The organism is Streptomyces longisporoflavus, assembly GCF_014649775.1.
Taxonomy (GTDB): domain Bacteria; phylum Actinomycetota; class Actinomycetes; order Streptomycetales; family Streptomycetaceae; genus Streptomyces; species Streptomyces longisporoflavus.
In genome coordinates, this window is record NZ_BMTR01000012.1 from 262,902 (window position 1) to 280,482 (window position 17,581).

Annotated in this window: 12 protein-coding genes; 5 read left to right on the plus strand and 7 right to left on the minus strand. The window is 70.5% G+C overall.

Going from position 1 to position 17,581, the window contains the following annotated elements; all coding sequences use genetic code 11:
* Positions 1–116: 116 nt before the first annotated feature.
* Entirely contained in the window at positions 117–956 is an 840-nt protein-coding gene (locus IE226_RS25135) for a hypothetical protein (protein WP_190083614.1), read from the minus strand.
* Positions 957–1,031: 75 nt separating this feature from the next.
* Here IE226_RS25135 and IE226_RS25140 point away from each other — a divergent pair, with 75 nt between their 5' ends.
* Complete coding sequence (locus IE226_RS25140) at positions 1,032–1,820, plus strand: SDR family oxidoreductase (protein WP_190083615.1); 789 nt, start codon at positions 1,032–1,034, stop codon at positions 1,818–1,820.
* 291 nt (positions 1,821–2,111) lie between these two features.
* Positions 2,112–3,686 (plus strand): sodium:solute symporter family protein, encoded by a 1,575-nt coding sequence (locus tag IE226_RS25145; protein ID WP_190083616.1) that lies wholly within the window; start codon positions 2,112–2,114, stop codon positions 3,684–3,686.
* Between the two features lie 102 nt (positions 3,687–3,788).
* Here IE226_RS25145 and IE226_RS25150 read toward each other — a convergent pair whose 3' ends face one another.
* Positions 3,789–4,907: an ADP-ribosylglycohydrolase family protein gene (locus IE226_RS25150; RefSeq protein ID WP_190083617.1), complete on the minus strand. Its 1,119-nt coding sequence runs from the start codon at positions 4,905–4,907 to the stop codon at positions 3,789–3,791.
* A gap of 380 nt (positions 4,908–5,287) precedes the next feature.
* Between IE226_RS25150 and IE226_RS25155 the strand changes: the two genes are divergently transcribed.
* Entirely contained in the window at positions 5,288–6,691 is a 1,404-nt protein-coding gene (locus tag IE226_RS25155; protein WP_229871522.1) for an FG-GAP-like repeat-containing protein, read from the plus strand.
* A 46-nt stretch (positions 6,692–6,737) separates the two neighbouring features.
* Here IE226_RS25155 and IE226_RS25160 read toward each other — a convergent pair whose 3' ends face one another.
* Complete coding sequence (locus tag IE226_RS25160; RefSeq protein WP_229871530.1) at positions 6,738–9,296, minus strand: bifunctional FO biosynthesis protein CofGH; 2,559 nt, start codon at positions 9,294–9,296, stop codon at positions 6,738–6,740.
* A 111-nt stretch (positions 9,297–9,407) separates the two neighbouring features.
* Positions 9,408–10,310 carry an LLM class F420-dependent oxidoreductase gene (locus IE226_RS25165; protein WP_190083619.1) on the minus strand — a complete coding sequence of 301 codons (903 nt, stop codon included), beginning with the start codon at positions 10,308–10,310 and terminating at the stop codon, positions 9,408–9,410.
* 183 nt (positions 10,311–10,493) lie between these two features.
* Here IE226_RS25165 and IE226_RS25170 point away from each other — a divergent pair, with 183 nt between their 5' ends.
* Complete coding sequence (locus tag IE226_RS25170; protein ID WP_190083620.1) at positions 10,494–10,814, plus strand: hypothetical protein; 321 nt, start codon at positions 10,494–10,496, stop codon at positions 10,812–10,814.
* 132 nt (positions 10,815–10,946) lie between these two features.
* A complete protein-coding gene (locus tag IE226_RS25175) occupies positions 10,947–12,488 on the plus strand; it encodes a CehA/McbA family metallohydrolase (protein WP_190083621.1) in 1,542 nt (513 codons plus the stop codon).
* 28 nt (positions 12,489–12,516) lie between these two features.
* Here the strand turns inward: IE226_RS25175 and IE226_RS25180 are convergent, their stop codons facing one another.
* The 3 genes from IE226_RS25180 to IE226_RS25190 all read right to left on the minus strand — a co-directional run bounded on the left by IE226_RS25180 (position 12,517) and on the right by IE226_RS25190 (position 17,538).
* Positions 12,517–14,076: an APC family permease gene (locus tag IE226_RS25180; RefSeq protein ID WP_190083622.1), complete on the minus strand. Its 1,560-nt coding sequence runs from the start codon at positions 14,074–14,076 to the stop codon at positions 12,517–12,519.
* Positions 14,077–14,323: 247 nt separating this feature from the next.
* Complete coding sequence (locus IE226_RS25185) at positions 14,324–15,802, minus strand: aldehyde dehydrogenase family protein (protein WP_190083623.1); 1,479 nt, start codon at positions 15,800–15,802, stop codon at positions 14,324–14,326.
* On the minus strand, positions 15,799–17,538 hold the full coding sequence (locus IE226_RS25190) for an N-acyl-D-amino-acid deacylase family protein (RefSeq protein ID WP_190083624.1): 1,740 nt from the start codon (positions 17,536–17,538) through the stop codon (positions 15,799–15,801). Before IE226_RS25190 ends, IE226_RS25185 begins: the two co-directional genes overlap by 4 nt.
* Positions 17,539–17,581: the final 43 nt, after the last annotated feature.

A 17,581-nucleotide genomic window follows, 5' to 3' on the forward strand; every position in this document is an offset into this window, starting at 1 on the left:
ATAAGCAGTACCGATTGAGCCCTCTCGACTGGCCCGCCGTCCCGGCCGAGAGGGCTCGGCCCATGTCGGGGCCACGTCGGGGCCACGCCGGGGCCGCCGCCCGCCCCGTCCCACGGCTACCGCAGCTGATCGACGTACAGGTCGGTGCCCGGCACCGTGGGGATGAACGGCGCCACCAGCTCCACCCTCCCCGAGCCGGATTCCGCCACCGCCTCCGCCCGTCCGGCGAAGTGCTCCTGCCAGCACTCCCGCGGATCGGCCTGGAGGAACCACAGCAGCGTGAGCCGCGTGTCGACCCCCTCGACCTGCTTCACGTACGTCATGCGGTCCCCCGGCAGCGGAGTCGGCCGGAAGATCGTCACCATCGCGGCGGGGGACCCGGCAAGGGTGCGCGGCAGGTGCTCGGCCCGCAGCCATTCGAGCAGTTCCTCCCGCTGCCCGCGCGACTCGGCGTCCACGACTTCGAGCACCAGGCCCTGGTAGGGGTGGTCGAGCGCGTGGAAGTCGCGGGGTCCTGCCGCGCCGTCCCGGTAGACGGTCGCCTCGTGGTCCTGGAAGGCCGTGAACACGTGCGTGCGGTCCTGATAGACGCGGCCGTCGCGGTTCAGGCGCCTGTTGATGCCGACGGTCCACTTCATGTGGTCGTCGTAGCGGCCCTCGGTGACCCAGTACGTGGAGAGGTAGCAGCCGGCGGTCACGGGCTGGGCGACGGCTGACTTCTCCGGTATGCGCAGGAGCTGGAGCTCGCGGGGAGCGACCCAGCGGCGGCCCGCGTACATCCAGGGCATCGCCATCGCGCCGGCGTAGTAGTGGTCGTCCTCGTACCAGCGGTTGTACGCGTACTCATGGCCCGGATGCGGCTCGACCATGGTGATCAGGGCGTGACCCGGGTGCACGCCGTACGGGCCGACGGCGGCCAGCTCGCCGTAGACCTCACTGCGGGTGTCCTCGCTCATGAGTCTTCCTTCCTCCGGTGGTCGCCCATACTCTGACGCCCCGTCAGTAAAACTGCCAGAGCCGGGAGGCGCCCCATGCGCTCGCTCCTCGAAGGAAAGACCGTCGTCGTCTCGGGAGTCGGCGCCGGACTCGGCCACCAGGTGGCGGCCGCTGTCGTACGGGACGGGGGCCAGGCCGTTCTCGGGGCGCGCACGGAGGCGAACCTCGCCAAGTCGGCCGCGGAGATCGACCCCGAGGGGACGCACACGGCGTACCGCCCGACCGACATCACCGACGAGGCCCAGTGCGAGGCGCTGGCCGCACTGGCACGCGAGCGGTTCGGCCGGATCGACGCGGTGGTCCACGTGGCCGCCCGGGACAGCTACTTCGGGGGCGTACAGGACGCGGACTTCGCCACCTGGCAGCAGGTCATCGACGTCAATCTGCTCGGCACGCTGCGGATGACGCGGGCCTGCCTGCCCGCGCTGAAGGAGCGGGGCGGATCGGTGGTGTTCATCGGCACGCAGTCGGCCGTCGCGGCGCCCTCGCAGGTGCGGCAGGCGGCGTACGCGGCGTCGAAGGGGGCTCTGACGTCGGCGATGTACTCCCTGGCGCACGAGGTGGGGCCCGACCGGATCCGGGTCAACACGGTGCTTCCGGGGTGGATGTGGGGCCCGCCGGTCGAGGCGTACGTCCAGTTCACCGCGCACACCGAGGGGGTGCCGGAGAGTGAGGTGCGGGGGCGGCTCGCGGAGCGGATGGCGCTGCCGGACCTCGCGACGGACGGGGACGTGGCGGACGCGGCGGTGTTCCTGGCCTCGGACCGGGCACGGGCGATCACGGGGCAGTCGCTCCTGGTGAACGCGGGTGAGCTGATGCGGTAGGCGGCACGCGGCGGAACTGACGGCGGCTGTACGGAACTTGGGTTCCGTACAGCCGTTTTGTGCGTTTCGCGGCCCTCTTCAACCCCTCCGCGTCGGATCAAGCATGTGAACTCAGGTCAGCAAAGCGAACGATTTTACTCGCTCTTGACCATACGGGCGGTTGTCCGCACCGGGTGCCCGAACCCACCATGAGCGGGCACTTCAAGGGCGCCCGCGTCCCGAATGTCACGAAGCAGGCGAAGTGCACGGCATTTCAGCGCAGTTCACAAGGCGGACCCCTGGAGGGGGGACATGAACAGTCTCGACTGGGCCGTGCTCATCGGCTACTTCGGAATCATGGTCGCGATCGGCATCTGGTCGCACAAGCGCGTGGACAACGTCAGCGACTTCTTCACCGCGGGCGGCAAGATGCCCTGGTGGCTGTCCGGCATCTCGCACCACATGTCCGGCTACAGCGCGGTGATGTTCACCGGGTACGCCGGCATCGCGTACACGTACGGCGTCACGTCCTTCATCACCTGGTCGTTCCCGATCGCGCTCGGCATCGCCATCGGCTCGAAGCTCTTCGCGCCCCGCATCAACCGGCTGCGCGGCCGGCTGCACGTGGCCTCGCCGCTGGAGTACCTCAAGAACCGCTACAACCTGAAGACCCAGCAGGCGCTCGCCTGGTCCGGAATGCTCCTGAAGATCGTGGACGTGGCCGCCAAGTGGGCCGCCATCGCCACGCTGCTCTCCGTCTTCACCGGCATCTCGATCAACCAGGGCATCCTGATCACCGGCGCGATCACCGCCGTCTACTGCACCATCGGCGGCCTGTGGGCCGACGCCCTGACCGAGCTTGGCCAGTTCATCATCCAGCTCTTCGCCGGTGTCGCGATGTTCGTGGCCGTGGTGGTCAAGCTCGGCGACCACGGAGGGTTCTTCGGGGTCTGGGACGAGCCCGAGCTGGCCGGACACGGGAAGCCGCTGGTCGGACCGTACGGAACGATCTTCCTGCTCGCGTTCCTCTTCATCAAGCTCTTCGAGTACAACGGCGGCATGCTCAACCAGGCCCAGCGCTACATGGCCACGGCGACTCCCCGCGAGGCCGCGCGCTCGGCACGGCTCTCCGCCATCCTGTGGCTGGTGTGGCCGCTCGTCCTCTTCTTCCCCATGTGGATGTCCCCGCTCCTGGTCGACGCGCAGAAACCCGACGGCTCCGACTCGTACGCCCTGATGACCGAACAGCTCCTGCCACACGGTCTGCTGGGCCTTGTCATCGTCGGCTTCTTCTCGCACACGATGGCCATGTGCTCCTCGGACGCCAACGCGATCGCGGCGGTGTTCACCCGCGACGTGGCGCCGGTCATCTCCTCGCAGGCCAAGCGGTGGAACGAACGCTCGGGCCTGATCGCCGCGCGCCTGACCACCGTGATCTTCCTGGGCCTCTCGATGGCGGTGGCCACCCAGGTCAACTCGCCCGCGTTCAAGGACATCATCACGGTCGTCATCAAGTGGGTGGCCGGTCTGATGGGCCCGATCGCGATCCCGATGATGCTGGGTCTGCTTCGCACGTTCCGCAAGTCGGGACCGACCGCCGCGCTCACCAGTTGGTCGATGGGTCTGTTCGCCTTCTGGCTGGTCAACTACCCGATCAATTGGGCCGTGGAGGGCGGGGTGCCCCTGGAGTACCAGGTCTCGATCCCGCTGGCGGTCTCCCTGATCCTCTACGTCCTCGTCGGCTATCTGAAGCCGGAGGACACCCCGGAGCGGGACGCGATCATCGAGAAGATCAATACCGACGACGACGGTGACTCCGCGGGTGCGGCGGCCGTTCCGCCTCCGGCGGGAGAGACGGACAACGTCGTGACCCCGCAGGGGCGGTGACCCCGCGAGGGGCGGTGCCGTAAATCACCGGCTCCGCCGAGTTCGTCCTCAAACGCCGGACAGGCTGTTCACCCAGCCCGTCCGGCGTTCGTCCTTCCGCTCCTACGCCCGCGGATACCGCGCCAGCCACCCCGGCGCCGACACCGCGGGCCCGTGCAGTGCCGGTCCCTGTGTCATCTCCATGGCGAAGTCGTCGGCCAGTTCGAGGATCGTCGCCCGGCCCTCCAGCTCGGTGAGCCAGCCCGGCGGCAGCGCCGTCTCCCCGTGCAGCGCGCCGAGGAGCGCCCCGCACAGGGCGCCCGCGGCTGCCGACGCGCCCCCGTGGTTGACCGCGAGCCGCAGCCCGTGGCGGATGTCGTCGCCCACCAGAGCGCAGTACACGGCCCCGGCGAGCACGCCTTCCGCGGAGCCCTCGCCCACCAGCTCCTCCACCCGCGCGGGAGACGGCATCCCCTGCCGGACGGCCCCGAGCGCGTGCTTGAGCGCATCCGTGACGGGCTGATGACCGGGCCTGGCGGCCAGCAGGACGAGCGTCCGCTGGATGGCGCCGTCCAGGGATTCCCCGCGGGCCAGCCCGTGTACGAGGAGGGTGTGGGCGCCGGCCGCGAGATAGGCGGTGGGGTGGCCGTGGGTCTGCACCGCGCACTCCACGGCCAGCTGGAGCACCAGCTGCGGCTCCCAGCCGACGAGGAGCCCGAAGGGAGCGGACCGGGTTACGGCCTCCGCTCCCTTCTCCGCAGGATTCTTGGGGGCTTCGAGCGTCCCCATCTTGTCGTCCCCGAACCCCGCCAGACAGGCCCGGGCGGGCGAGCGGCGCGAGTACAGCCACTCCTCGCGGGCCAGCCAGCCGTCCTCCTTGCGCCGCTCGTCGGGCCCCCAGTCGCTCTGGGTGGCCGCCCAGCGGCGGTACGCGCGGTGCAGATCGGTGGGCGGATGCCAGGCGCCGGTGTCGCGGCGCACCTGGGCGCGTATGAGTCCGTCGACGGTGAAGAGGGTGAGCTGGGTGGCGGCGGTGACGGCGCCGCGCCTGCCGTACGCGGGGGCGGGTTCGGTGAGCCCTTCGGCGCCGTGCGCCTCCCGTATCCCGTCGAGGCTCAGCGAGTCGACGGGCGCGCCCAGGGCGTCCCCGACGGCGGCGCCGAGCAGCGTGCCGCGGACCCGGCTGCGGAAGTCCTGCTGCTCGGCGCGGCCCCAGACTCCGGTGGCTGCTGCGGTGCTCATCGCACCTCCTCCCCTGCTCTCCGCCTGCACATCTGCGCAGCACTGTAATCGACCGGGAACAGTCGGTTCGGTGGCGAAGAGATATCTGAAGAGTCACCCCTGAGATCACTTTTGACCGGCCTTCACCGGGCCTCTTTATCGCTCTCGGCAAGGCCACGAAACGTCCGTCTCATGACCACATGAAGGGTCATGTCCGGGCGGCTCGCAGCGGCTCGTCACCGCGTGAACTGCGCTATGGGGAGCGGGAGTTGCCCAAGGGAAACAGCAACATCCGTAACGGAAATGTCCGGGCGTCGTAACGATGAACCTGCGGTGTACAACCGCTTGCCTCAGGCGTCTGTCTTCTCTGGTGTCACAGCAGTTTCCCCATAGGAGGACCAGTGCGTCGTTCACTCATGGCCGCCGTCGCGGTGGCCGCGCTCGCGACCCCGTTCGCCGTCGTGGCCACCGCCGGCTCCGCTGCCGCCGCGCCCGCCGCCGCGAGCAAGCCGGTCACCGACTTCAACCACGACGGTTACGCCGACCTGGCCATATCCGCCCCGGGCGGTGCCGTCGACGGCATCTCCGGCGCCGGCTACGTATCGATCGTGTACGGCTCGGCGTCGGGCGCCGACACCGCGCACGCCAAGCAGATCAACCGCGCCACCGCCGGCGTCCCCGGCGACCCCGAGGAAGACGGCGGCTTCGGCTCCGGCACCGAGGCGGGCGACTTCGACGGCGACGGATACACCGACCTCACCGTGACCAACGGCAAGACGGACGCGGTGATCTGGGGTTCCGCCGACGGCCTGACCGAGGGCACCGAGCTGCCGGGCGATTACGTGAGCGAGCTGAAGGCCGGCGACTTCAACGGCGACGGCAAGACCGACCTCGTCGCCAACTCCTGGCGCACCCTCCAGGTGAACTACGGCCCGTTCACCCGTGACGGGAAGCCCGCCTCCACCTCGTCCGTCGAGAACGGCGACGACGGCCCGCAGAACCTCATGGTGGGCGACGTCACCGGTGACGGTGCCGACGACCTCGTGACCGGCCACGCCATGGAGGAGATGCAGCACTCCTCGCGCCTGTGGAAGGGCGGCAAGGACGGCCTCTCCACGACGTCGACGCCGACCAAGAGGTTCACGACCAACGGCGTCATCGCCGACGTGGACAAGGACGGCTACGGCGACCTCGTGGCCCGCGAGGTGAACGAGGTCTCCGAGGACCAGGTGGCCGACGCCGGCGCGATCCGGGTCATCTACGGCTCCAAGACCGGCTTCTCCACCCGCACCGCGAAGATCGACCAGGACACCGCGGGCGTCCCCGGAGCCGGTGAGGAGGGCGAACTCAACGGCCCCAACAAGGGTGACCAGTTCGGCTACTCCGTCACCGCCGGTGACGTCACCGGTGACGGCTACGCGGACATCGTTGTCGGCGTGCCCGGCGAGGACCTCGACAACGTCGAGGACGCCGGCGCGGTCGTCCTGCTCAAGGGCGGCGCGAACGGCCTGACCGGCACCGGCTCCCAGGCCTTCAACCAGACGACGGCGAACGTCCCCGGCGTCTCGGAGAAGGACGACTACTTCGGTGAGTCGGTCCAGCTCACCGACGTGAACAAGGACGGCCTCGCCGACCTGACCGTGGGCGTGCCCCAGGAGGACGGCACGACCGTGAACTCGGGCGCCGGCTGGCTGTTCCGCGGTGCCAAGACCGGCCTGACGACGACCGGCATCACGTCGTTCAGCCCGTCCTCCCTCGGGACGCCGGAGGCCGGAGCCCGGTTCGGCGCCGACCTCACCGGCTGATCCCGCCCCCGAGAGGCTGACCGGAAGGGCTGGCATTTCCCCTGAGTCAGTCCAGGACGGGAAGCAACTCCGGGAGGTGGCCGTCCGAAGCGGCGGCCGCCTCCTGGCGCTCCCGGGGCACCTCCCCGTACAGCGTCGTGCGCGGCTTCGCCGGACGCCCCGCCTCCTCCGCGATCGCGACGAGATCCTTCACGGAGCGGTACGAGCCGTAACTGGAGCCCGCCATCCGGGAGATGGTCTCCTCCATCAGCGTGCCGCCCAGGTCGTTGGCGCCCGAGCGCAGCATCTCCGCCGCGCCCTCCGTGCCCAGCTTCACCCAGCTGGTCTGGATGTTCGGGATGTACGGGTGGAGCAGCAGCCGCGCCATCGCCACCACCGCGCGGTTGTCGCGGGTGGTCGGGCCCGGACGCGCGATGCCCGCCAGGTACACCGGCGCGTTCGTGTGGATGAAGGGCAGCGTCACGAACTCCGTGAAACCCTCCACCCCCTTGGCCAGCGCGTCCCGCTGCATCCCGGCCAGCGTGCGGAAGTGCCCGAGCCAGTGCCTCGGCTGGTCCACGTGCCCGTACATCATCGTGGACGAGGAGCGGATGCCCAGCTCGTGGGCCGTGCTCACGACCTCGATCCACGTCGCCGTCGGCAGCTTGCCCTTGGTCAGGACCCAGCGCACCTCGTCGTCGAGGATCTCCGCCGCCGTGCCGGGGATCGAGTCGAGGCCCGCTTCCTTCGCCGCGGCGAGCCAGTCCCGTATCGACAGACCGGTCCTGGTCGCGCCGTTCACGACCTCCATCGGCGAGAAGGCGTGCACGTGCATGCCGGGGACGCGCTCCTTCACGGCCCGCGCGATGTCGAAGTACGCGCTGCCGGGCAGGTCCGGGTGGATGCCGCCCTGCATGCACACCTCGGTGGCGCCGACCTCCCACGCCTGCGCGGCCCGGTCGGCGACCTGGTCCAGGGAGAGGGTGTAGGCGTCCGCGTCCGTGCGGCGCTGGGCGAAGGCGCAGAAGCGGCAGCCGGTGTAGCAGACGTTCGTGAAGTTGATGTTGCGCGTGACGATGTACGTGACGTCGTCGCCGACCACGGATTTGCGCAGGTCGTCCGCGATGCCGCAGAGCGCGTCGAGCGCGGGCCCGTCCGCGTGCAGGAGCGCGAGCGCCTGCTCGTCCGTGAGGCGCGTCGGGTCGTCGGCGGCCGTCTTCAGGGCGGCCCGTACGTCGCCGTCGATGCGCGAGGGGACCATGCCGGGCGCCGCCTGCTCGCGCAGGGCCTCCCAGTCGCCGTACACCTCGTCGAAGTCGTCGCGCCGGTCGGACGTGCGGCCGGTCGTGTCGATCGTGCGGTGCAGGTCCGTGCGGCCGGACGAGGCGACATATCCCTCGTCGGGCTCCTGCCAGGGCAGGCCGCTCGGCCGGGCGTCGGGGTTCGCGAGGCCTGTCTCCGGGTCGACGAGCGCGCGCACGTGCGGGAGCAGGCGCGGGTCGAGCCAGGGCTCGCCGCGCTCGATGAACTCGGGGTAGATCGTGAGCCGTTCGCGCAGCTCGAAGCCCGCGTCCGCGGTCTTCTCGGCCAGCTCGTCGATGTGCGGCCAGGGGCGCTCGGGGTTCACGTGGTCGGGCGTGAGCGGGGAGACGCCGCCCCAGTCGTCGATGCCGGCGCCGATCAGGAGCGCGTACTCGGCGTCCACGAGATTCGGCGGGGCCTGGATGCGGGCGCTCGGGCCGAGGATGTGCCGGGACACCGCGATGCACGCGGCGAGCTCCTCCAGCTCGGCGTCCGGCATGCCGCGCATCGCCGTGTCGGGCTTGGCGCGGAAGTTCTGGACGATGACTTCCTGGATGCCGTGGTACGAACGCTGCGTCGAGCGCAGGCGGAAGAGGGCGTCCGCCCGCTCCTCGTACGTCTCGCCGATGCCGATCAGGACACCGGTGGTGAAGGGGACGTTCGACCGGCCCGCGTCCTCAAGAACCCGGAGCCTGACCGCGGGCTCCTTGTCGGGCGAGCCGTAGTGCGGGCCGCCGGGCTCGCTCCACAGGCGGGTCGCCGTCGTCTCCAGCATCATGCCCATGGACGGCGCGACGGGCTTGAGCCGCTGGAGGTCGGTCCAGGTCATGACGCCCGGGTTGAGGTGCGGGAGCAGGCCCGTCTCCTCCAGGACGCGGATCGCCATCGCGCGGACGTAGGCGAGGGTGTCGTCGTACCCCTCCGCCTCCAGCCACTCGCGCGCCTCGGGCCAGCGGTCCTCGGGCCGGTCGCCGAGCGTGAACAGGGCTTCCTTGCAGCCCATTTCGGCGCCGCGCCGCGCGATGTCGATGACCTCGTCCGGCGAGAGGAACATGCCGTGGCCTTCGCGCCGCAGCTTGCTGGGGACGGTCACGAAGGTGCAGTAGTGGCACTTGTCCCGGCACAGGCGCGTGAGCGGGATGAAGACCTTCTTCGAGTACGTGATGACGCCGGGCCGCCCGGCCGCCGCGAGGCCCGCGTCCCGCACCCGCGCCGCGGACGCGGCGAGGTCCTTCAGGTCGTCGCCGCGCGCCTGGAGCAGCACGGCGGCTTCGGCGGTGTCGAGCGCGACGCCGTCCCTGGCGCGTTTGAGCGCGCGACGCATGGCGTTCGCGGTGGGTCGTGCCGGCGCTGGGGTCGGCCCCTGGGGTGCTTTGTCCTGCGGCGCGCTGTTGGTCATGCGTCCGAGCATACGAGCGACCTCCCGCAGAAACAGCTACAGGTCAGTGCTGGTTACGGACCGGGCGTCGGGGGCAGGTGTGTGGGGCACGTATCGCTGGAGCCCGTCGAGCGCGCGCAGTACCCCCGCCTCGCCGAGCGCCGGGAGCTGCACGATGACCTCGTGGACGCCGAGCTCCGCGTAATGGGCGAGCTTGCCCTCGGTCGGCTCGACGGCGGAGAGCGCCACATACAGGTCGGCGGGGGCCCGGCCCGCGTCGGCCCAGGCGGTGCGGAGCTCCGGAAGCGCGTCGCGAAGACCGCCGCCGCCGATGGGCAGCCAGCCGTCCGCGTACTCCGCGATGTGCGCGAAGAGCTTGGGCCCGGCGGCTCCGCCGATGAGGGTGCGGGGCCCGTACAGCGGTCCGTCTTTGCGCGGGCGGGCGGCGCGGACCGGCTTCGGATATGCCGCACTGGCGCGCACGCTCCCGAACTCTCCCTCGTACGCCGTCGGCGCATCCGCCCACAGCGCCCGCATGACCGCCATCCGGTCCCGTACGAGCGCGCGCCGCGTGCGCCACTCGACGCCGTGGTCGGCGGCCTCCTCCTTGTTCCAGCCGTAGCCGACGCCGAGGGTGAAGCGCCCGCCGGAGAGATGATCGAGAGTCGCGATCTGCTTGGCGAGGTCGATGGGGTCGTGCTGCCCGACGAGCGTGATGTTCGTGCCGAGGCCGAGCCGATCGGTGCCGGCGGCGGCCTGGGCGAGGGCCACGAAGGGGTTCAGCATCCGGGCGCACTCGGGCGGCAGTTCACCGCCGGGATACGGGGTCTCGCGGGACACCGGGATGTGGGAGTGCTCGGGCAGGTACAGCGCCGCGAAGCCCCGCTGCTCCAGCTCCCGGGCCAGGCGCAGGGGGGTGATGGTCTCGTCGGTGAGGTAGAGCGTGGCGGCAACTCGCACGGGAGGGCCTCCTGTTGTCTCTCGATGCGTCGCACGCGTTGTCGGCTCTCGACGCGTCCTGCGCGCGCGGGGCTCACTTACTAGCCGTAAGGGCCGCAGGAGTCCATGCCGCGCCCGAGCCTAGGCGCGGGGCTCCCGGTGGCCTAGGATCCGCCGCAATCGACGGAATCGGGGGCTTCCCTCATGCGACTTCGTTTCGCGACCGTTCTGCTGCTGCTCGGGGCGCTGCTGGGGGGCACGGCTTCCGCGGGGGCCTACGCGGCCGCTCCGCGGACCGTGGCCGCTCCGGCGGCGCACACGACCGGAGCCTCGGCCGACTCCGCGTCCGTGTTCACCGGCACCGTCACCAAGGCGGCCGACGAGGCGCAGGCCAAGCCGAAGAAGAAAAAGAAGAAGAAGTCCAAGGGCTTCGGTCTGATCATCGGGATCATCGCCGTCATCGCGGTCATCATCATCGTCCTGTACGCCGTCCGCCGTGTACGCAAGGCCCGCGGCGGCCACTGACGTCACCCCGGGCGCGTGTCCCGCGCCCGACACCGCCCGTAAGTCTGTCAATCGCCTTCCCTTGCGCCCGAGTTCACGGCTCAATACCAGGGTTGCCCTGCAGTCCCTTCCGACACCCCTGGGAGCCGACACATGTGCGAGGACGAACATCACCGGACCAGAGCCGCCGACACGCCCCTCAAGCGGCGCGGTCTGCTCGTGACGGGAGCCGCCGCCGCGCTTACGTTGAACAGCGTGAGCTTCGCGAGCGCCGCAGGGCGCGCACCCGGAAGTGGCGACGAGACCAAGGTGGTGCGCGGGACGCTGCCCACCGGGTCACCCGACTTCGTGTACCTGCCGGTCGAAGTTCCCGAAGGCGTACGGGAGATCCACGTCGCGTACACCTACGAGAAGGTCACCGTCCCGGCGGGCACGCCGGGCAACGCGCTCGACATCGGCATCTTCGACCAGCGCGGCACCGCCCTCGGCGGCAAGGGCTTCCGGGGCTGGTCGGGCGGCGCGCGCACGGAGTTCTTCATCCGCGCCGACGAGGCGACGCCCGGCTACATCCCCGGCCCGGTCAAGGCGGGCACCTGGAACATCGCGCTCGGCCCGTACACCGTCGCCCCGCAGGGCCTCCCGTACGAGGTCACGATCACGCTCAAGTATGGGGAGCCCGGCAGGACGCCCCGGCCGTCCTACCCGCCGGAGCGGGCGAAGGGGCGGGGTCGCGCCTGGTACCGCGGCGACTGCCACCTGCACTCCTGGTACTCCGACGGCAGGCGCACCCCCGCCGAGATCGCGGCGCTCGCGCGCGCCGCCGGCCTCGACTTCATCAACTCCTCCGAGCACAACACGCACTCCGCGCATGCCCACTGGGCCGACCAGGCGGGCGACGACCTGCTGATCATGCTGGGCGAGGAGGTCACCACCCGCAACGGCCACGTGGTCGCCCTCGGCACGGACCCCGGCACGTTCGTCGACTGGCGCTACCGCGCCCGCGACAACCGCTTCGGCAAGTTCGCCCGCGAGGTCCGCGACGCGGGCGGCCTCGTCGTCCCCGCCCATCCGCACGGCACCTGCATCGGCTGCAACTGGAAGTTCGGCTTCGGGGAAGCGGACGCGGTGGAGGTGTGGAACGGCGCGTACACCCCGGACGACGAGGTGTCCCTCGCCGAGTGGGACAACACGCTCGTCGCGTCGGTGCGCGGCCGCAAACGGTGGATTCCCGCAATGGGCAACAGCGACGCCCACCGCGACCCCGACCCCGTCGGCTCCCCGCAGACGGTGGTACTCGCGGACGACCTGTCCCGCGAGGCCATCCAGGCGGGCATCCGCGCGGGCCACAGCTATGTCGCCGAGAACAAGAACGTGGCGCTCAAGTTCACGGCGACCGGCGGCAAGGGCAAGCAGGCGGGCATCGGCGACCGCCTCTACGTCGAGCAGGAAGCCCCGGTGACCATCCGCCTCGACGTCACCGGCGCCCCCGGCTGCACGATCCGGTTCGTCACGGACCAGGGCATCCTCTTCACGGGCCCCGCGCTGCCCGCGTCAGGCTCCGGCACGGCGGAGTGGCGGACCACCCCTTCGTACGCGGCCTACGTACGGGCCGAGGTCCGCCACGCCCCGGTGACGGCAGGGCTGCCGGGCCCGCTGGCGGCCTTCACGAACCCGGTCTTCCTGGGCCGGGACTAGCTCCCCGGCGGGGCACTCGCGGCGCGGGTCAGTCCGCGACGACCAGCGCCGGAGTGTCCCGCTTCAGGACCTCGCCCCGGAAGAACGCCGGGCTCCTGCGGCCCATCACCAGCATGATCACCACGCCGAGCAGCAGCAGGCCGACGCCGATCACGAAGACCGAGCCGACGCCGAAGACGCTGGAGCCGCTGCCGTAGGCGGGGTTCCACATGTCCACCAGGGTCTTGACGAAGACGGCGGTGAGCAGGATGCCGCCGAACACCGGGAAGAAGCCCTTGAAGGCGAAGTCGCGCGCGGACGAGAACAGTTCGCGGCGGAAGTACCAGGCGCAGGCGAACGCAGTCAGTGCGTAGTAGAAGCAGATCATGAGGCCGAGCGCGTAGATCGTGTCGACGAGGACGTGCTCGGAGACCAGTGTCATGACCGTGTAGAAGACGCCGGTCGCGACACCGGCCACGACCGTCGCGCGGCCCGGGGTCTTGAACCGGGGGTGCACGCGCGCGTAGGAGGCCGGAAGCGCCTCGTACGCCGCCATCGCGAGGACCGTGCGGGCCACCGGGATGAACGTGGTCTGAAGGCTCGCGGCGGCCGAGGCGAGGACGGCGACGAAGAGCAGGATGCCGAGGCCGTTGCCCATGATCGGCCCGGCGAGCGCGGCGAAGACGTTGTCGGAGGTGTCCGGGTTGGCGAGGCCGAGCCCCGTGTCGCCGGAGCCGACGGCCATCTGGGCGGCGATTCCGGTGGCGAGGTAGGAGCCGATCAGGACGACCATCGAGATGAGCGCGGCGCGGCCCGGCGTCTTCTCGCTGCCCGTGGTCTCCTCATTGGCGGTCAGGCACGCGTCCCATCCCCAGAACATGAAGATCGACAGGGAGAGACCGGCCGTGAAGGCGCCGAAGGACTGGACGGAGAAGGGATTCAGCCAGGACCAGGAGAAGTCCATGGAACCGGCGATGTCACCGCTGCGGGCCTTGCCGAGTGCCATCGCGACGAAGAGCGCGAGGACCACGAGTTGCAGCCCGACCAGGAGGTACTGCACTCCCTTGGTCGCCGTCATCCCCCGGTAGCTGATCGCGGTCGCGGCGGCGATCAGGGCCAGGCACGTGAGGATGTGGACGGCTTTGTCGTCGTCGAGGGCCGCCACGGAGTCACTGCTCGTGATCTCGCCGGCCAGGAGCCAGAAGTACGAGGTCGCCACGCCCGCCAGGTTCGAAAGGACGATGATCGTGGCGATGACGAGGCCCCAGCCGCACATCCAGCCGATCCGGGGCCCGAAGGCCTTGACCGTCCAGGTGAACGACGTGCCGCAGTCCGGCATGGCCTTGTTGAGCTCGCGATAGGCGAAGGCCACCAGGAGCATCGGCAGGAAGCCCGCGAGGAAGACCGCGGGCATGGCCAGGCCGACCTCGCCGGCCGTGGAGCCGAGGGTCGACGTCAGGCAGTAGACGGGGGCGACGGTGGAGATGCCGATGACGGCGCTGCCCATGAGGCCGACGGAGTTGCCGCCGAGTCCTTTGGCGCGTACGCCCCCGTCCGGGGCGCCGTTTACCGTGTCTCCGGCCTGGGGCCGTACGTCCAACTGGGTCATGAACAGGACGTTAAGGGCTGCGGTTTCCACATACGGAGGATGAACATCCGGATCGCAAGCCTTGCGTTCGATGGAGGAATTGGGGCAGCGGCCATCGATTACTTGATCTATTAACGACTCCCCTTCATCATTGCCAGGCAAAACTCAGACCGTCCGGTATGCGAGAACCGCAGCACTGTCCGTTTTAACCCGTTTCAAAATTTTCCCGAGCTGCTTCCCACAGTCCACATACCGGACAAAGGCGAGGTCACCCCGGCCACACGATCGACTGCACCTCGCTGTACGCGTGCAGCGCGTACGAGCCCACGTCCCGCCCGACCCCGCTCTTCTTGAACCCGCCGAACGGCGCCTCCATGTTCCGGCCGATCGTGTTCACGCCGACCCCGCCCGCCCGCAGCCGCCGCGCCACACGGAAGGCGCGGGCCACGTCGCCCGACCAGACGTAGTCGATGAGGCCGTAGTCGCTGTCATTGGCGAGCGCGATGCCCTCCTCCTCGTCCTCGAAGGGGACCACCACCACGACGGGGCCGAAGATCTCCTCCCGGACCACCCTCATGTCGTTCGTGCAGTCGGCGAGCAGCGTCGGGGCGACGTAGAAGCCGCGGTCGAGGCCGGGCCCTGCCGGGCGCTCGCCGCCCGCGACGACCCGTGCGCCTTCCTTGCGGCCCAGCTCCACGTACGACTCGACGCGGTCCCGGTGCGCCGCGGAGATCACCGGACCGACCACCGTCCCTTCCGCCCGCGGATCGCCGACCTTCATGAAGCCGATGTAGCCCGTCAGCTTCTCGATCAGCCGGTCGTAGATCGCGCGGTGCGCGATCACCCGCGTCGGGGCCGTACAGATCTGCCCGCTGTAGAAGGCGTACGTCGTCCCGATCCCCGCCACCGCCGAGTCGAGGTCCGCGTCCTCGAAGACGAGCGCCGCGCCCTTGCCGCCCAGCTCCATCAGCTGGCGTTTCATGCCGCGGCCGCACACCTCGGCGATCCGCTGCCCCACCGCCGTCGAGCCGGTGAAGCTCACCATGTCGACGTCCGGAGAGTCCACGGCCGCCTCGCCGACCTCCGGGCGCGCGCCGCTCACCACGTTCACCACACCCGGCGGCGCCCCGGCCTCCTCAAGGGCCGCCGCCATCCGGTACACCGAGAGCGGGTCCTGCGGGGCGGGCTTCACGACGACCGTGTTGCCCATGGCCAGAGCGGGCGCCACCTTGCCCGCCGGGTTGGCCCACGGGTTGTTGTACGAGGTGACGCAGGTGACCACGCCCACCGGCTGGCGGACGGTGAGCGCCCCCACGACCCCCGCCTTGCCCATGGGGCCGGCCTCGTTGATCTGCGGGGGCAGACCTGCCTCCACCGGCTCCAGCGCGCCTTTCGCGTACCGCTTGAAGCGCGCCACCGACACCGCGACCTGCATGCCCCGCGCCGTCCCGGTCGTCGCGCCGCTCTCGGCCTGCGCGAGTTCCGCGTACGAGGAGAAGTCCCGCTCCATGATCGACGCGGCGCGGTCCAGTACCGTGGCCCGCTCCTCGGGTGTCGTACGCGACCAGGTGGCGAAGGCCTCGCGGGCGGCGCCGGCCGCCGCGTGCACCTGCTCGCGGCTCGCCTCGGGAGCCAGGCCGACGACTTCCTCCGTGGCCGGGTCGATCACCTCGTAGTGGCCGGCGTCGGGCACGGCCCACTCACCGCCGATGAACAGCCGCTGTTCCGAGTCGGCTTGACGTGTCACTTGGTGCTCACCGTCCTGGTGTCCCGGCCCGAGCGGAGCACCGTACCGGGCGTCGCGCCCGTCACCCGGTCCTCGCGGATGGCCTCGACCCCGTTGACCCAGACGGCGTTGATGCCGATCGCCTTCGAGTCCAGGCGCGGGCTGTCGCCGGGCAGGTCGTGCACCAGCGTGGCCTTCCCCGCGTCGATGCGCTCGGGGTCGAACAGCACGAGGTCGGCGTGGAAGCCCTCCTCGATACGGCCCCTGCCCCGCAGCCCGAAGAGCTGCGCGGGATCGTCGGTGAGCATCTTCACCGCCTGCTCCAGGCCCACGAGCTTGCGCCCCCGCAGACAGTCCCCGATGAACCGGGTCGTGTACGGGGCTCCGCACATGCGGTCCAGGTGCGCGCCCGCGTCGGAGCCGCCCAGCATGACGTCCTCGTGCTGCCAGGTCTCCTGGCGCAGGGCCCACGAGGCGGGGTCGTTGTCGGCGGGCATCGGCCACAGGACCGTACGCAGGTCGTCGTTGGCGCAGATCTCGACGAGGCACTGGAAGGCTTCCTGGCCGCGCTCGGCGGCGATGTCACCGACTACGCGGCCGGTGAGGCCCTCGTTCTCCTTGGAGTACGTGTCCCCGATGACATACCGGTCGAAGTTCGCGAGCCGCCTGAAGACCCCGGCCTCCTTGCTCGCGGCGTGCCGCAGCATCCCGGCCCTGACGTCCGGATCGCGCAGCTCGGCGACGCGCTCGGGGACGGGCAGGCCGAGGATGTCGCCCCAGCCGGGGATCAGGTTCAGGGCGCAGAAGGTGCCCAGCGACATGTTCATGGGGGTGAGGATCGGCATCGTCAGGGCCACGATCCGGCCGCCGGACTTGCGGGCGCGCTCGCTGGCGACCAGCTGGCGCGGTACGCGCTCGGGGACGGCGGAGTCGATGGTGAGGACGTTCCAGTTGAGGGGCCGTCCGGCGGCGGCGCTCATCTCCACGAACAGGTCGATCTCGTCGTCACTGAACTGGTCGAGACAGCCCGCGACGATGGCTTCGAGCTGCGTGCCCTCGTGCTCGGCGACGGCCCGGCTGAGCGCGAGCAGCTCCTCGGGCTTCGCGTGCCGCGATGCCACCGGCTTCCCGTCGCCGTCCGAGTGCGTGGACGACTGCGTGGTGGAGAGCCCCCAGGCGCCCGCGTCCATCGCCTCGTGGAAGAGCCGCAGCATCTCGTCGAGCTGCCCGGGGGTCGGCTGCCCGCCGACCGCGTCCGCGCCCATGACGTACCGCCGCAGCGCGCAATGCCCCACCATGAAGCCCGCGTTGACGGCGACGCGCCCCTCCAGGGCGTCCAGATACTCGCCGAACGAACTCCACGACCAGGGCGCGCCCTCTTCGAGCGCCACCAGGGACATGCCCTCGACCTTGGACATCATCCGGCGCGTGTAGTCGGCGTCCTCGGGCCGGTCGGGGTTCAGCGGGGCGAGCGTGAAACCGCAGTTGCCGCCCGCGACGGTGGTGACGCCGTGATTCAGGGACGGGGTCGCGTAGGGGTCCCAGAAGAGCTGGGCGTCGTAGTGCGTGTGCGGGTCGACGAAACCGGGGGCGAGGACGCGCCCCGCGGCGTCTTCGCTGGTCGCGGCGGACTCGGTGACGGTGCCGGGCTCGGCGACGACGGCTATGCGCCCGTTCCGGATGCCGACGTCGGCGGTGTACGCGGGGGCGCCGGTCCCGTCGACTACGGTCGCGCCCTTGATGAGGTGGTCGAGCATGACGGTGGACAGCCCCCTTGATCGGTGTTTTTCGGTGCGCGGA

Bases quoted from the DNA above. Each gene is read 5' to 3' on its own strand.
- IE226_RS25175 (WP_190083621.1), top strand. From the start codon at position 10,947: ATGTGCGAGGACGAACATCACCGGACCAGAGCCGCCGACACGCCCCTC.
- IE226_RS25145 (WP_190083616.1), top strand. From the start codon at position 2,112: ATGAACAGTCTCGACTGGGCCGTGCTCATCGGCTACTTCGGAATCATG.
- IE226_RS25140 (WP_190083615.1), top strand. From the start codon at position 1,032: ATGCGCTCGCTCCTCGAAGGAAAGACCGTCGTCGTCTCGGGAGTCGGC.
- IE226_RS25180 (WP_190083622.1), bottom strand. From the start codon at position 14,076: ATGACCCAGTTGGACGTACGGCCCCAGGCCGGAGACACGGTAAACGGC.
- IE226_RS25150 (WP_190083617.1), bottom strand. From the start codon at position 4,907: ATGAGCACCGCAGCAGCCACCGGAGTCTGGGGCCGCGCCGAGCAGCAG.
- IE226_RS25190 (WP_190083624.1), bottom strand. From the start codon at position 17,538: ATGCTCGACCACCTCATCAAGGGCGCGACCGTAGTCGACGGGACCGGC.
- IE226_RS25160 (WP_229871530.1), bottom strand. From the start codon at position 9,296: ATGCGTCGCGCGCTCAAACGCGCCAGGGACGGCGTCGCGCTCGACACC.
- IE226_RS25135 (WP_190083614.1), bottom strand. From the start codon at position 956: ATGAGCGAGGACACCCGCAGTGAGGTCTACGGCGAGCTGGCCGCCGTC.
- IE226_RS25170 (WP_190083620.1), top strand. From the start codon at position 10,494: ATGCGACTTCGTTTCGCGACCGTTCTGCTGCTGCTCGGGGCGCTGCTG.